Raw genomic sequence first — 13,452 nt, 5'->3', positions numbered from 1 at the left:
ATAGCTTACCGGCTGTGGACGAGATGCGGTCAGGAAGGGTAAAGAGCGTAGGACGGAGGAAAGTGTAACCGGGCGGGGATGGGGGAACTTGCCGATAAATGCCCCATCGCGGCGATGGGGCCTGGGGATCACGCCAATGTGACGTCGCCCTGCAGCCGGCAACTGCAGGCCAGTACGTAGCCTTGCGCGACCTCTTCCGCGCTCAGCGTCATGGTGCTGGTGGTGGTGTAGTTGCCCTCGAGGATGCGGGTTTTGCACGAGCCGCACACCCCGGCGCGGCAGGCGGCGTTGACCGGCAGGGCATTGGCCTCCATCGCCGCCAGCAGCGTGCTGCCGACCGGCACGCGGAATTCGCGCAGCGGGCGGGCGGCGCGCAGCGTCAGCCCTTCGGTGGCATCGGCCTGCGCCACCGGCGTGTGGAACTGCTCTTTATGGAAACGCTCGGCCGGCACGCCGAGCCGGCGGCACAGCTGCTCCACCTGTTCCATGTAGGGCGCAGGGCCGCAGGTCATCACCGTGCGTTCGGCGATATCCGGCGCCGCCTGCCGCAGCGTCTGTTCATCGATGCGGCCGCTGAGATAGCCGGGTTGCAGATCCCGCTCGGCCATCAGCGTCAGGTGCAGCTGCGGATGGGCGGCGCACAGCGCGCGCCATTGATCGGCGAAAATCGTGTCGGCGGGGGTGCGCACGTTAAAGATCACGGCGATATCGCAGGCCGGACGGTTGGCGGTCAGCCAGCGGCACATCGAGACGATCGGCGTCACGCCGCAGCCGGCGGCCAGCATCAGATAACGATCGGCCGGGTGGCGCTCGCAGCTGAACTCGCCCTGCGCGTCGGACAGCCACAGCGTGTTGCCGGGCTTGACCTCTTGCGTCAGCCAACGCGATCCGACGCCGTCCGGCAGGCAGCGCACGCTGATGCTGAGAAAGCGGCTCTGGCCGGGCGAGGAGGAGAGCGTATAGGCGCGCAGCGTCTCCTCGCTGTTGCGGATGCTGACCAGCGCAAACTGGCCCGCCTGATAGGGGTAGAAAACGTCGCAGATCAGGTTCAGCGTCCAGACGTCGGCGGTTTCACGCCGGATGGAATGCACCTGCATGCGGTTCGGGCAAAGCGGGGTGGGTTGAGTCATCGGGGCACCTCAAAAAGCAAAGGGGCCGGCGCAGGCGGCCCCATAACGTAACGGCATCAGGCGAGCAGCGCTTCTATATCCTGCTCGACGGTGGTGATCGGACGCAGGCCGAATTTCTCGTTGAGGATCGCCATCAGGTTGTCGGTCAGGAAGCCCGGCGCGGTCGGGCCGGTGACGATGTTTTTCACCCCCAGCGACAGCAGCGTCAACAGAATGACGATCGCCTTCTGTTCAAACCAGGACAGCACCAGGCTGAGCGGCAGCTCGTTGACGCTGCAGCCGAGCGTGTCGGCCAGCTTGACCGCCAGCATGATGGCGGAGTAGGCATCGTTGCACTGGCCGACGTCCAGCAGGCGCGGCAGCCCTTCCAGCGTGCCGAAGTCCAGCTTGTTGAAACGGTACTTGCCGCAGGCCAGCGTCATGATCAGGCAGTCTTGCGGCACGCTGCGGGCGAAGTCGGTGAAGTAGCTGCGCTCGTCGCGGCTACCGTCGCAGCCGCCGACCAGGAAGACGTGGCGCAGTTTTTTCTGCGACACCAGATCGATCAGCGTGTCGGCGGCGTTCAGCAGCGTCTGGCGGCCGAAGCCGACGGTGATCAGGTGCTCGATCTCGGTATAAGGGAAGCCGTTCATGCCCTGCGCCTGGCGGATCACGGCGCCGAAGTCGTCGCCTTCCAGATGGTTGACGCCCGGCCAGCCGACGATGCTGCGTGTCCAGATGCGATCGCCGTAGCTGCCGACATTCGGATCGATGATGCAGTTGGAGGTCATCACGATCGGGCCAGGGAATTTGGCGAATTCCGTCTGTTGGTTCTGCCAGCCGCTGCCGTAGTTACCCACCAGATGCTTGAATTTTTTCAGCTCCGGATAGCCGTGCGCCGGCAGCATTTCACCGTGGGTGTAGACGTTGACGTTTTGCCCTGCGGTTTGCTCGAGCAGCATGCGCAGATCTTTCAGATCGTGGCCGGAGATCAGAATGGCTTTCCCGGCCACCGGGCGCACGTTGACCGCGTTGGGCTGCGGATCGCCGTAGGCCTGGGTTTCGCCGCGATCGAGGATCGCCATCACGTTGAAGTTCATCTTGCCGATGCCCATGGCGTTGTTCAGCAGGGTGTCGACGTCGCGCGGCCGGGTGCCGAGCCAGGCCATAAAGGCGTGGTAGTCGGCATAGAGTTGCTCGTCGAACTGGCCGAGCACGTGCGCGTGTTCCATATAGGCTGCCGCGCCTTTCAGGCCGTACAGGCACAGCATGCGCAACCCGTGGACGTCGTCGCCTACCTCGGCCTTGTCGCTGTCGAGGGCAAACTGCGCTGCCTGTTGCAGCAGCGCAGGCATATCGTCACCGGCCAGCTGCAGCGCCGCCATCGGGTGATCGACGCGTACGCCGGCGTCCAGCAGCCGGCAACGGGCGGCCAGCGAATCGCGCAGCAGCAGGGTTTCGCGCGCGTAGCCGATGATGCGCTGAGAGTCGAAGTTAACGTTGGTCAGGGTGGAGAAGAAGGCGCGCGGGGCGAAGCTGTCGATCTCGTGGTCGACGATGCCCAGCGAACGCGCCTGCAGCGCCCAGGCGGAGAGCCCCTGCAGCGCCGCCACCAGCAGATCCTGCAGATCGGAGGTTTCCGCCGTTTTGCCGCACATGCCCTGGGCATACGCGCAGCCGTTGCCTGCCGGGGTACGGATGGTTTGTTCACATTGCACACAGAACATAGTCGCTTCCTTGTATTTTTAAAGTTGCATTTGTAATGCTTGTTTAAAAGCATAGATCGGCGATCGGGGTTGCAAAAGGCTTTTGTGCGACTACTGCGGGCAAGTTTGATTTAGCGCAATTTTGCCGTGCGGATGGGAATTATTACGCTTTGGGGGCCGGGCGGCCCCCAGGGGAAAGGATCAGGAGAACAGGGCGATCAGCACCGGCGCCAGCAGGCTCAGCAGGAAGCCGTGCACGATGGCGGGGGGCACCATGTCCAGCCCGCCGCTGCGCTGCAGCACCGGCAGGGTGAAGTCCATCGAGGTGGCGCCGCACAGGCCGAGGGCGGTGGAGCGGCTGCGGCGCACCAGCGTCGGGATCAGCATGATCGCCACCAGCTCGCGCGCCAGATCGTTGAAGAACGCGGCGCTGCCCATCACCGGGCCGTAGGCGTCGGTGATCAGAATGCCCGACAGCGAATACCAGCCGAAGCCGGAGGCCATCGCCAGCCCGGCCTTGACCGGCAGCCCCAGCAGCTGCGCCGCCAGCGCGCCTCCGGCCAGCGACGCGACGGTCACCACCAACGCCACCAGCGTGCCGCGGCGGTTGAGCACGATCTGGCGCAGCGTCATGCCGCTGTTGCGCAGCTGAATACCGACCAGCAACAGCAGGAAGATCAGCGCATATTCGCTGCCTTTATGGGCGAACTGCAGCCATTGCCACTGCGTCAGGCCGAGCAGGAAGCCGCCGAGCACCACGCCGCACAGCTTGAGCGACTCCAGCGCCATGTGCACGCGCGAAGGCAGCTTTTCCTGTTTATGGCTGCTGCGCCACGGCATGCGCCGCTCCAGCAGCGCCAGCAACAGCAGGTTGGCGCAGAGAATGCAGAAGAAGAACACCGCGCTGTACTGGAAGATCAGCACCAGGTTGCTGCTGAGATTTTCCATAAACGCCAGGCTGATGCCCATGAAAAACAGGATCACGTACACCATCCAGCTCAGCAGCCGGTTGATCAGCACCAGCAGCGGGCGATGGCGTAAGGGAATGAGGTAACCGACAATCAGCGGTAACAGAATAATCAACAGTCCTGAGTACATGGTGCAGCTTGTGTCCTTGAGTTTTGAAGCGCGCCGAACGGCGGCAAGGAGCACACGCTAACCAAAAGCCCGGCCGGAGTAAAGCGGCAGATTTAACGTTGGCCGCTTGACCTGCAAGGGGTTTTTTGACCATGCTCTGTGAAGGTCACCTCATTGAAGAGGCGACGGCGCGCACGGGAGGCGGCGGATGTTCTTGGAGCGTATCGAAATTGTAGGTTTTCGCGGTATTAATCGGCTGTCCCTGATGCTGGACGACAACACGCTGTTGCTCGGCGAAAACGCCTGGGGTAAATCCAGCCTGCTGGATGCGCTGACGCTGCTGCTGGCGCCGGAGCTGAAGCTGTATCGGTTTGAGGCGCACGACTTCCATTTCCCCCCTGGTGAAGAGGCAGCCAAAGAGCGCCACCTGCAGGTGGTGTTCACCTTCTGCGAAAAAGACGTCGGCCACGCGCACCTGCCGCGCTATCGTCACCTGACGCCGCTGTGGGTCAAGGGCGAAGATGGCCTGAGCCGCATTCATTACCGCTGCGAGGGCGAGCTGGCCGACGATGGCACGGTGTGTACCTGGCGCGGTTTTCTCGACGCCGACGGCAACGCCTTTCAGCTGCACCATATCGAACAGTTGGCCCACGCGATTATCCGCATCCACCCGGTGTTGCGCCTGCGCGACGCGCGCTTTATTCGCCGCCTGCGCCCCAGCAGCCTCGGTGATGAGCGCAAACCCGATACCCAGGCGCTGGCGCAGCAGCTGGATCAGCTGACGCGCGAGCTGGTGCGCAATCCGCAGAAGCTGACCAACGGTGAGCTGCGCCAGGGCCTGGCGGCCATGCAGCAGCTGCTGGAGCACTACTTCGCCGAACAGAGTTCGCAGGTGGCGCGGCCGCGCCGCCGCGGCGGCGAACCGGAGCAGGATGCCTGGCGTGCGCTGGACGGCATCAACCGCATGGTGGCTGAGCCGAACAGCCGCAGTATGCGCCTGATCCTGCTCGGGATGTTTTCCACCCTGTTGCAGGCCAAGGGCGACGTCAAGCTGGATCCGCATGCCCGGCCGCTGCTGCTGGTGGAAGACCCGGAAACTCGCCTGCATCCGATCATGCTGTCGGTGGCCTGGGGGCTGCTCAATCAGCTGCCGCTGCAGCGCATCACCACCACCAACTCCAGCGAACTGGTGTCGCTGGTGCCGGTGGAGCACGTCTGCCGGCTGGTGCGCGAGTCGGGGCGGGTCGCGACCTTCCGTCTCGGGCCGCGCGGGCTGAGTGCTGAAGACGGGCGGCGCATCGCGTTTCACATCCGTTTCAACCGGCCGTCGTCACTGTTCGCCCGCTGCTGGCTGCTGGTAGAAGGTGAGACCGAAGTGTGGCTGCTGAACGAGCTGGCGCGCCAATGCGGCTACCATTTCGAGGCGGAAGGGGTGAGGGTCATCGAATTCGCCCAGTGCGGCCTGAAGCCGCTGCTGCGCTTTGCCCGCCGCATGGGCATCGAGTGGCATGCGCTGGTGGACGGCGACGAGGCGGGCAAAAAGTACGCCAATACCGTGCGCAGCCTGCTGGACAATCATGAAGACAATGAACGCGACCGGCTGACCGCGCTGCCGGCGCCGGACATGGAGCACTTCATGTTCCGCGAAGGGTTCGGCCCGGTTTATCACCGGATGGCGTCGGTGCCGCTCAACGCGCAGATGCCGGTGCGCAAGGTGATCCTGAAAGCGGTCCACCACTCGTCGAAGCCGGATCTGGCGATCGAGGTCGCGATGCAGGCCGGCGAATGGGGCACGGATTCGGTGCCGCCGCTGTTGAAGAAAATGTTCTCACGGGTGATCTGGCTGGCGCGCGGCCGGGCGGACTGACGGCCCGCCGGGCGTTATCGGGCGCAGAAATGCGCCGCCAATCCCTGTTCCAGCTCGTCCAACAACTGATAGCGGCGGCGATACTCGGCGCGCTTCTTGCTGGCAATCTCTTCGATCGGCTTGCGGGCGATGCGCTCGGGCAGCAGGAAATAGCCGCTGTCGAGTGGTTCGGCGCCCATCGACAGCCAGAACTGATCGTAATCGGCGTGCAGCTTGTCCTTCTTCTTACTCTGGTAACGCCAGTTCTGATAGATATGGGTGGCGTTGCCGACCGCCACGATCTGGCGGATGCCGAGGTGCCGCGCCAGCGTGCAGATGCCTTCCAGCACCAGCCGTTTGGGGAACAGGCCGTGACACTCTTTGGTCGTGTGCTGGATCTCGGCGTGCGGCACGTCGTGGTTCGCGCCCTGCAGGCCGCCGATGAACAGCGTCGGCTGTTGCTGATAATGCATCAGCGCAAAGGTGATCTCCGCCAGCATCACGCCGTTGGCGTTGCGCAGCAGCAGCGTGGTTTCCCCTTCCTTATTCAGCTTGTCGATCGCCGCCAGCTCCAGCGCGATCGGCGCTTCGTTCTTGCCCATCGCGCTGGCCAGCACGAAAGGCTGCGGGCCGAGGTGGCCGAGACGCATCTTCAGCGGCATGCGCTGCACGATAAGATCGTAATGATCGCGCAGGGCGAACAGGCCTTCGATCTTGCTCATGTTTGCCGCCAGGTACGGGCGATGCAGTTTGCACGGCAGGTTCGGCTGCGCGCTCAGGATCTCCTCCCGCAGCGGGTTGCTGGCCAGGGCGCTGAGCAGGCCGTGAGTGGTGCGCCAGTTGAGCAGCGAACGGCCGAGAAACTTCAGGCGAAACGAGGTCTTTTTCCAGGCATTGCTCGGCGCCGTTTCGCCATTGATCAGCGCCGTCATCAGTTGCCAGCCGTTAAGCGGCTGAGCGGAGGCGAGTGGGTAGCTGAGCTGTGACATGATGAAATCCTTGGCTATGTTGAATGGCGCTATTTCATCAAGGCTTCACTAAACGGGAGTTCAATGCCGAACTGTAACCAAGCGTGTCTCCACATTGTGTTGAGCTAAGGTTTAGTTATTCACTGCGGTGCGTGCTAATTTAGCACCGCCGCCGCAATGGGCGGTCGATATTCACAAGCACAGGCAGGTCAATTTTGACAGGGTTTAAAGGACATAAACGCCGCTGGATACTCGCTCTGGCGGTGATTGCGGCGCTTGCCGCCGCGGCCGTTTGGCACTTTCGCCATCCGGCGCCAACCGATTTCAAAACGGTGAAAGTCAGCAAGCGCGATCTGCAGCAGAACGTGTTGGCGACTGGCCAACTGGACGCGGTGCGTAAGGTTGACGTCGGCGCGCAGGTCAGTGGGCAGTTGGAGAAGCTGTATGTCGAGATCGGCGACAAGGTGAAGAAAGGCCAGTTGCTGGGGGTTATCGATCCGCAACAGGCGCAGAACAGCATTCGCGAAGGCGAGGCGACGCTGCGCGAACTGCATGCGCAACTGCTGCAGGCGCAGGCCGAGCAGCAGCTGGCGACGGTCACGCTGCAGCGCAACCAGGCGCTGGCCAAGCTGCAGGCGGTATCGCGCCAGGATCTGGATCAGGCGGCGACGCAGCTGGCGGTGAAGAAGGCGCAGGTGGGCACCATCAATGCGCAGATCGCGCGGAACCAGGCCAGCCTGGATACCGCCAAGATCAACCTCGCCTACACCCGTATTGAAGCGCCGATGGATGGCGACGTGGTGCAGATCACCACGCTGCAGGGCCAGACGGTGATCGCAGCCCAGCAGGCGCCGAACATTCTGACGTTGGCGGATCTTGGCACCATGCTGGTGAAGGCGCAGGTATCGGAGGCCGACGTCATTAACCTCAAACCGGGTCAGAAGGCCTGGTTCACGGTGCTGGGCGATCCGACCCGGCGCTTCGACGGCGTGTTGAAAGACATTCAGCCGACGCCGGAAAAGGTCAACAACGCCATCTTCTATTACGCGCGCTTCGAAGTGCCCAACCCGGAAAGGCTGCTGCGCTTGCAAATGACGGCGCAGGTGCATATTCAGCTGGCCGGCGTCGAGCAGGCGCTGGTGATCCCGCTGGCGGCACTGGGCGATCAGATTGCCGACAATCGCTACCACGTCTCGGTGCTGAAACAGGGCAAGGAAGAGAAGCGCGAGGTGGCTATCGGCCTGCGCAATAATATCGAGGTGCAGATCCTCAGCGGGCTTAAGGCGGGCGATGAGGTGATCGTCAGCCGCGGCGGCGTGGAGGCCGGCTGATGGCGGCGCTGTTGCAACTGAGCGGCATTCGCCGCAGCTACCGTTCCGGCGAGCAGACGGTGGAGGTGCTGAAGGGGATCAGCCTGAGCATTGACGCCGGTGAAATGGTGGCGATCATGGGGGCCTCCGGCTCCGGGAAATCGACGCTGATGAACATTCTCGGCTGTCTGGATAAGCCGAGCGCCGGCGTGTATCGGGTGGCCGGGCAGGATGTGGCGACGCTGAGCGACGATGCGCTGGCACAGCTGCGGCGCGAGCATTTCGGCTTTATCTTTCAGCGCTATCATCTGCTGCCGCACCTGAGCGCGGCGCACAACGTCGAAGTGCCGGCGGTGTACGCCGGGCTGGGCAAAGCGGCGCGGCGCGAACGGGCGGAGACGCTGTTGCGGCGTCTGGGGTTGGGGGAGCGCGTTAACTACCGGCCGAGCCAGCTTTCCGGTGGCCAGCAGCAGCGCGTCAGCATTGCCCGCGCGCTGATGAACGGCGGGCAGGTGATCCTGGCGGATGAACCGACCGGCGCGCTCGACAGCCATTCCGGTGAAGAAGTGATGGCGATCCTCAAACAGCTGTGCACCCAGGGCCACACGGTGATCCTGGTGACCCACGATCCGGCGGTGGCGCGTCAGGCGGAGCGGATCATCGAGATCCGCGACGGCGAGATCATCGCCGACTCGCGTCCGGCGCCACAGGAGAATGCGCAGGCCAAGCCGCTGGCGCTGGCCGCCGCGGCGGCTTCCTGGCGGCAGATGGGCGGCCGCTTCCGCGAGGCGCTGGTGATGGCCTGGCGCGCGATGGCGGCCAACAAGATGCGCACCGCGCTGACCATGCTTGGCATCATTATCGGCATCGCCTCGGTAGTGTCTATCCTGGTGATCGGCGATGCCGCGAAGCAGATGGTGCTGGCGGACATCAAATCCATCGGCACCAACACCGTCGATATCTATCCCGGCAAGGACTTCGGCGATGACGATCCGACCTACCGGCAATCGTTGAAATACGGCGATCTCGATGCGCTGCGCGAACAACCGTATATCAGCGCGCTGTCGCCGAGCATCAGCAGCAGCATGCGGCTGCGCTTGGGCAACGTCGACGCGGCGGCCAACGTCAACGGCGTCAGCGAGCAGTTCTTCCGCGTGTACGGCATGAGCTTTACCCAGGGCGTCGGCATCGATCCGCTGCAGGTGCAGTCGCAGGCGCAGACGGTGGTGATCGACGCCAATACCCAGCGGCGGCTGTTCCCGCACCAGAAAAATGTGGTGGGCGAGGTGATCCTGGTGGGCAACATGCCGGCGACGGTGGTCGGCGTGGCCAAGGAGAAGCAGTCGATGTTCGGCAGCAGCAAGACGCTGAACGTGTGGGTGCCTTACAGCACCATGGCCAACCGGCTGATGGGCAACAATTATTTCGATTCGATCACCGTGCGCATCCGGGACGGCTACGACAGCAAGGAAGCGGAACAGCAGCTGTCGCGCCTGTTGACGCTACGCCACGGCAAGAAGGACTTCTTCACCTATAACATGGACAGCCTGGTGCAAACCGCCGAGAAAACCACCCGCACGCTGCAGCTGTTCCTGACGCTGGTGGCGGTGATTTCGCTGGTGGTCGGCGGTATCGGCGTGATGAACATCATGCTGGTGTCGGTGACCGAACGCACGCGCGAGATCGGCATCCGCATGGCGGTGGGCGCCCGTTCCGGCGACGTGTTGCAGCAGTTCCTGATCGAGGCGGTGTTGGTCTGCCTGGTGGGGGGGGCGCTGGGGATTACGCTGTCGTTTGCCATCGGCCTGGCGGTGCAGCTGGTATTGCCGGGCTGGCAGATCAGCTTCCCGCCGGCGGCGTTGCTGAGCGCGTTCCTCTGTTCCACCGGTATCGGCGTGGTGTTCGGCTATCTGCCGGCGCGCAATGCCGCGCGGCTGAATCCGATCGATGCGTTGGCGCGCGAGTAACTCACAGGCATAAAAAATGCCAGTCACACGGCGGCTGGCATTTTTATCGCAGTCACGGTCAGTGCAGCGTGACGCTCCCGGAAGCGTTTAGGACAGTGCCTCGCTTTCCACCGGCACAATAAGACTGGCATGGTTCCCTTTTGGCCCTTGATGCACGTCGAAGCTGACCTGCTGACCCGCCTTCAACGTTCTGTAACCATCCATTTTGATGGTGGAATAATGCGCGAAAATATCTTCGCCACCGCCGGCTGGGCAGATGAAACCAAAACCTTTGGCGTTGTTAAACCATTTAACAGTACCCGTCTCCATGCTTTTACATCCCTCGCAACGCTATTTTAAGTGAGATGAATAACTGATTTCGCACCCGCCGGGAGGCGGGTAGCAGGGTGGACAAAGGGTGGTTAAAAGACCACCAGCCACGAATTTACACTCTAGAGCAAATGATCGGGGCGTCAAGGGATCGGCTTTTGTCGGCGGGGGGCAGTTCATCAAAGTTTGAAGCAGGTAACGCTATTGCCACGATTCAGTCACAATTGGCCCGTTTTTTTGCGCACGTTACAGTGCGGCGGGACGATGCCGAAGATGATAAAATAGTAACTATCCCCCACTTTGAATAACCGAAACCTGCCCCCATATAAGAGGGCAGAGCAGAGAAGATGAGCAGCGATGGGCAATAACAACGACTGGCTAAACTTTGAACACTTGGCCGAAGAAAAACAAATCGATGCGGTAAAACCGCCGTCTATGTATAAAGTTATACTTAACAACGACGATTACACACCGATGGAATTTGTGATTGACGTTCTGCAAAAGTTCTTTTCTTATGATATTGAACGCGCAACGCAACTGATGCTCACGGTCCACTATCAAGGCAAGGCGATCTGTGGTGTTTTTACCGCCGAGGTGGCGGAAACCAAAGTCGTCCATGTGAACCGGTACGCAAGGGAGAACGAGCATCCGTTGCTTTGTACGCTGGAAAAAGCCTGAATAAGGCAATCTATTGGGGAGGTGCTTATGCTCAATCAAGAACTGGAACTCAGTCTCAACATGGCTTTCGCCAGGGCGCGTGAGCACAGACACGAGTTTATGACCGTGGAGCACCTGTTGCTGGCATTGCTGAGCAACCCTGCCGCGCGAGAAGCGCTTGAGGCATGTACGGTGGATCTGGCCGCGTTGCGCCAGGAGCTGGAAGCCTTCATCGAACAAACCACACCGACGCTGCCCGCCGGCGAAGAAGAGCGCGACACTCAGCCGACGCTCAGCTTCCAGCGCGTGTTGCAGCGCGCGGTCTTCCATGTGCAATCTTCCGGCCGCAGCGAAGTGTCCGGCGCCAACGTGTTGGTAGCCATCTTCAGCGAGCAGGAGTCGCAGGCGGCCTATCTGCTGCGCAAACACGACGTCAGCCGTCTCGACGTGGTGAACTTCATTTCACATGGCACGCGTAAAGACGAGCCGGGCCAAGCGCCGAATGCGGAAAACCCGGTGAACGAAGAGCAGTCCGGAGGGGAAGACCGTATGGAAAACTTCACCACCAACCTCAATCAGTTGGCCCGTGTGGGCGGCATCGATCCGTTGATCGGCCGCGATCGTGAGCTGGAGCGCGCGATTCAGGTGCTGTGCCGCCGTCGTAAAAACAACCCGCTGCTGGTCGGCGAATCCGGCGTCGGCAAGACCGCCATCGCCGAAGGCCTGGCCTGGCGTATCGTGCAGGGCGACGTGCCGGAAGTGATGGCGGACTGCACGCTGTATTCGCTGGATATCGGTTCACTGCTGGCCGGCACCAAATACCGCGGCGACTTCGAGAAGCGCTTCAAGGCACTGCTCAAACAGCTGGAGCAGGATCAGAACAGCATCCTGTTCATCGATGAAATTCACACCATCATCGGCGCCGGCGCGGCTTCCGGTGGGCAGGTGGATGCCGCCAACCTGATCAAGCCGCTGCTGTCGAGCGGCAAGATCCGGGTGATCGGCTCGACCACCTACCAGGAGTTCAGCAATATCTTCGAAAAGGATCGCGCCCTGGCGCGCCGTTTCCAGAAGATCGACATCACCGAGCCGACGGCGGAAGAGACCGTGCAGATCATCAACGGCCTGAAGGCCAAGTATGAAGCGCACCACGACGTGCGTTATACCGCCAAGGCGATCCGCGCCGCGGTGGACCTGTCGGTGAAATACATCAACGATCGTCATCTGCCGGACAAGGCGATCGACGTGATCGACGAGGCGGGCGCCCGCAGCCGGTTGATGCCGGCCAGCAAGCGCAAGAAAACCGTCAACGTGGCCGATATCGAATCCGTGGTGGCGCGCATCGCCCGCATCCCGGAGAAAACTGTGTCGGCCAGCGATCGCGACGTGCTGAGAAACCTGGGCGATCGTTTGAAGATGTTGGTATTCGGCCAGGATCAGGCGATCGAAGCGTTGACAGAAGCTATCAAGATGAGCCGCGCCGGTCTGGGGCACGAGCGCAAGCCGGTCGGTTCCTTCCTGTTCGCCGGGCCGACCGGGGTCGGGAAAACCGAGGTCACCGTACAGTTGGCCAAGGCGATGGATATCGAGCTGCTGCGTTTCGACATGTCCGAGTACATGGAGCGGCATACCGTCAGTCGTCTGATCGGCGCGCCTCCGGGCTATGTCGGTTACGATCAGGGCGGGCTGTTGACCGATGCGGTAATCAAGCATCCGCATGCGGTGGTGCTGCTCGATGAGATCGAGAAGGCGCACCCGGACGTGTTCAACCTGCTGCTGCAGGTGATGGACAACGGGACGCTGACCGACAACAACGGCCGCAAGGCGGACTTCCGCAACGTGATCCTGGTGATGACCACCAACGCCGGGGTGCGGGAAACCGAACGCAAATCGATCGGCCTGGTGCAACAGGACAACAGCACCGACGCGATGGAAGAGATCAAGAAGGTGTTTACGCCGGAGTTCCGCAACCGTCTGGACAACATCATCTGGTTCAACCATCTGTCTACCGAGGTGATCCAGCAGGTGGTCGACAAGTTTATCGTCGAACTGCAGGCGCAGCTGGATGCGAAGGGCGTCTCGCTGGAAGTGAGCGACGAAGCGCGCGACTGGCTGTCGGTGAAGGGCTACGACCGTGCGATGGGCGCTCGCCCGATGGCGCGCGTCATGCAGGAAAACCTGAAGAAACCGTTGGCCAACGAACTGCTGTTCGGTTCGCTGGTGGACGGCGGTTCCGTGAAGGTCGAGCTGGACAAGGACAAGAAACAGCTGACCTACCACTTCCTCAGCGCCGCCAAGCGCAAGGCGGACGAGGGCGCGGTGCACTAAGGCTGCTTCAGGCAAAGAAAAAGCGATGCTTCGGCATCGCTTTTTTTATGGGTGAGATTCACCGTACAACAGAAACGAGTGAGCCCTCTCAGTTTACCTGCGCACCTGCAACCCGTTGTGTAACGTCGCTGCGGGGGTAAACGGAAAGGGCTCCCGAGGGATTACATCCTCGATG

10 protein-coding genes are annotated in these 13,452 nt (G+C 61.9%); 5 read left to right on the top strand and 5 right to left on the bottom strand.

Going from position 1 to position 13,452, the window contains the following annotated elements; all coding sequences use genetic code 11:
- Positions 1–128: 128 nt before the first annotated feature.
- The 3 genes from hcr to M6G53_RS05695 form a co-directional block, all read right to left on the bottom strand.
- Positions 129–1,130, bottom strand: coding sequence for an NADH oxidoreductase (hcr, locus tag M6G53_RS05705; RefSeq protein WP_253329665.1), 1,002 nt, complete (start codon positions 1,128–1,130; stop codon positions 129–131).
- A 56-nt stretch (positions 1,131–1,186) separates the two neighbouring features.
- A complete protein-coding gene (hcp, locus tag M6G53_RS05700; RefSeq protein WP_253329663.1) occupies positions 1,187–2,836 on the bottom strand; it encodes a hydroxylamine reductase in 1,650 nt (549 codons plus the stop codon).
- A gap of 180 nt (positions 2,837–3,016) precedes the next feature.
- Positions 3,017–3,913, bottom strand: a complete 897-nt coding sequence (locus M6G53_RS05695) for a LysO family transporter (RefSeq protein WP_253329661.1) — start codon at positions 3,911–3,913, stop codon at positions 3,017–3,019.
- A 187-nt stretch (positions 3,914–4,100) separates the two neighbouring features.
- Here M6G53_RS05695 and M6G53_RS05690 point away from each other — a divergent pair, with 187 nt between their 5' ends.
- Positions 4,101–5,759, top strand: coding sequence for an ATP-dependent endonuclease (locus M6G53_RS05690; protein WP_253329659.1), 1,659 nt, complete (start codon positions 4,101–4,103; stop codon positions 5,757–5,759).
- Positions 5,760–5,773: 14 nt separating this feature from the next.
- Here M6G53_RS05690 and M6G53_RS05685 read toward each other — a convergent pair whose 3' ends face one another.
- On the bottom strand, positions 5,774–6,727 hold the full coding sequence (locus M6G53_RS05685) for a VirK/YbjX family protein (protein ID WP_253329657.1): 954 nt from the start codon (positions 6,725–6,727) through the stop codon (positions 5,774–5,776).
- A gap of 194 nt (positions 6,728–6,921) precedes the next feature.
- Here M6G53_RS05685 and macA point away from each other — a divergent pair, with 194 nt between their 5' ends.
- Complete coding sequence (macA, locus tag M6G53_RS05680) at positions 6,922–8,037, top strand: macrolide transporter subunit MacA (protein ID WP_301286137.1); 1,116 nt, start codon at positions 6,922–6,924, stop codon at positions 8,035–8,037.
- Positions 8,037–9,983 carry a macrolide ABC transporter ATP-binding protein/permease MacB gene (gene macB / locus M6G53_RS05675; RefSeq protein ID WP_253329655.1) on the top strand — a complete coding sequence of 649 codons (1,947 nt, stop codon included), beginning with the start codon at positions 8,037–8,039 and terminating at the stop codon, positions 9,981–9,983. The genes macA and macB overlap by 1 nt, the downstream gene beginning before the upstream one ends.
- An 87-nt stretch (positions 9,984–10,070) precedes the next feature.
- Here the strand turns inward: macB and cspD are convergent, their stop codons facing one another.
- On the bottom strand, positions 10,071–10,292 hold the full coding sequence (gene cspD / locus M6G53_RS05670) for a cold shock-like protein CspD (protein ID WP_004928349.1): 222 nt from the start codon (positions 10,290–10,292) through the stop codon (positions 10,071–10,073).
- A gap of 357 nt (positions 10,293–10,649) precedes the next feature.
- Between cspD and clpS the strand changes: the two genes are divergently transcribed.
- Both clpS and clpA read left to right on the top strand, forming a co-directional pair.
- Positions 10,650–10,970, top strand: coding sequence for an ATP-dependent Clp protease adapter ClpS (gene clpS / locus M6G53_RS05665; RefSeq protein WP_004928347.1), 321 nt, complete (start codon positions 10,650–10,652; stop codon positions 10,968–10,970).
- Positions 10,971–10,997: 27 nt separating this feature from the next.
- On the top strand, positions 10,998–13,277 hold the full coding sequence (gene clpA / locus M6G53_RS05660) for an ATP-dependent Clp protease ATP-binding subunit ClpA (RefSeq protein ID WP_253329652.1): 2,280 nt from the start codon (positions 10,998–11,000) through the stop codon (positions 13,275–13,277).
- The last annotated feature ends 175 nt before the right edge of the window (positions 13,278–13,452 follow it).

Origin of the sequence: Serratia nevei, assembly GCF_024160145.1 — a bacterium.
Taxonomy (GTDB): domain Bacteria; phylum Pseudomonadota; class Gammaproteobacteria; order Enterobacterales; family Enterobacteriaceae; genus Serratia; species Serratia nevei_A.
Note: the sequence above shows the minus strand (reverse complement) of the source record. Positions and strands in the feature narration are given on the sequence as shown.

What these genes read in the sequence shown, in the direction of transcription:
- M6G53_RS05685 (WP_253329657.1), bottom strand. Translation starts at nt 6,727, where the DNA reads ATGTCACAGCTCAGCTACCCACTCGCCTCCGCTCAGCCGCTTAACGGC.
- clpS (WP_004928347.1), top strand. Translation starts at nt 10,650, where the DNA reads ATGGGCAATAACAACGACTGGCTAAACTTTGAACACTTGGCCGAAGAA.
- clpA (WP_253329652.1), top strand. Translation starts at nt 10,998, where the DNA reads ATGCTCAATCAAGAACTGGAACTCAGTCTCAACATGGCTTTCGCCAGG.
- hcr (WP_253329665.1), bottom strand. Translation starts at nt 1,130, where the DNA reads ATGACTCAACCCACCCCGCTTTGCCCGAACCGCATGCAGGTGCATTCC.
- macB (WP_253329655.1), top strand. Translation starts at nt 8,037, where the DNA reads ATGGCGGCGCTGTTGCAACTGAGCGGCATTCGCCGCAGCTACCGTTCC.
- M6G53_RS05695 (WP_253329661.1), bottom strand. Translation starts at nt 3,913, where the DNA reads ATGTACTCAGGACTGTTGATTATTCTGTTACCGCTGATTGTCGGTTAC.
- cspD (WP_004928349.1), bottom strand. Translation starts at nt 10,292, where the DNA reads ATGGAGACGGGTACTGTTAAATGGTTTAACAACGCCAAAGGTTTTGGT.
- hcp (WP_253329663.1), bottom strand. Translation starts at nt 2,836, where the DNA reads ATGTTCTGTGTGCAATGTGAACAAACCATCCGTACCCCGGCAGGCAAC.
- M6G53_RS05690 (WP_253329659.1), top strand. Translation starts at nt 4,101, where the DNA reads ATGTTCTTGGAGCGTATCGAAATTGTAGGTTTTCGCGGTATTAATCGG.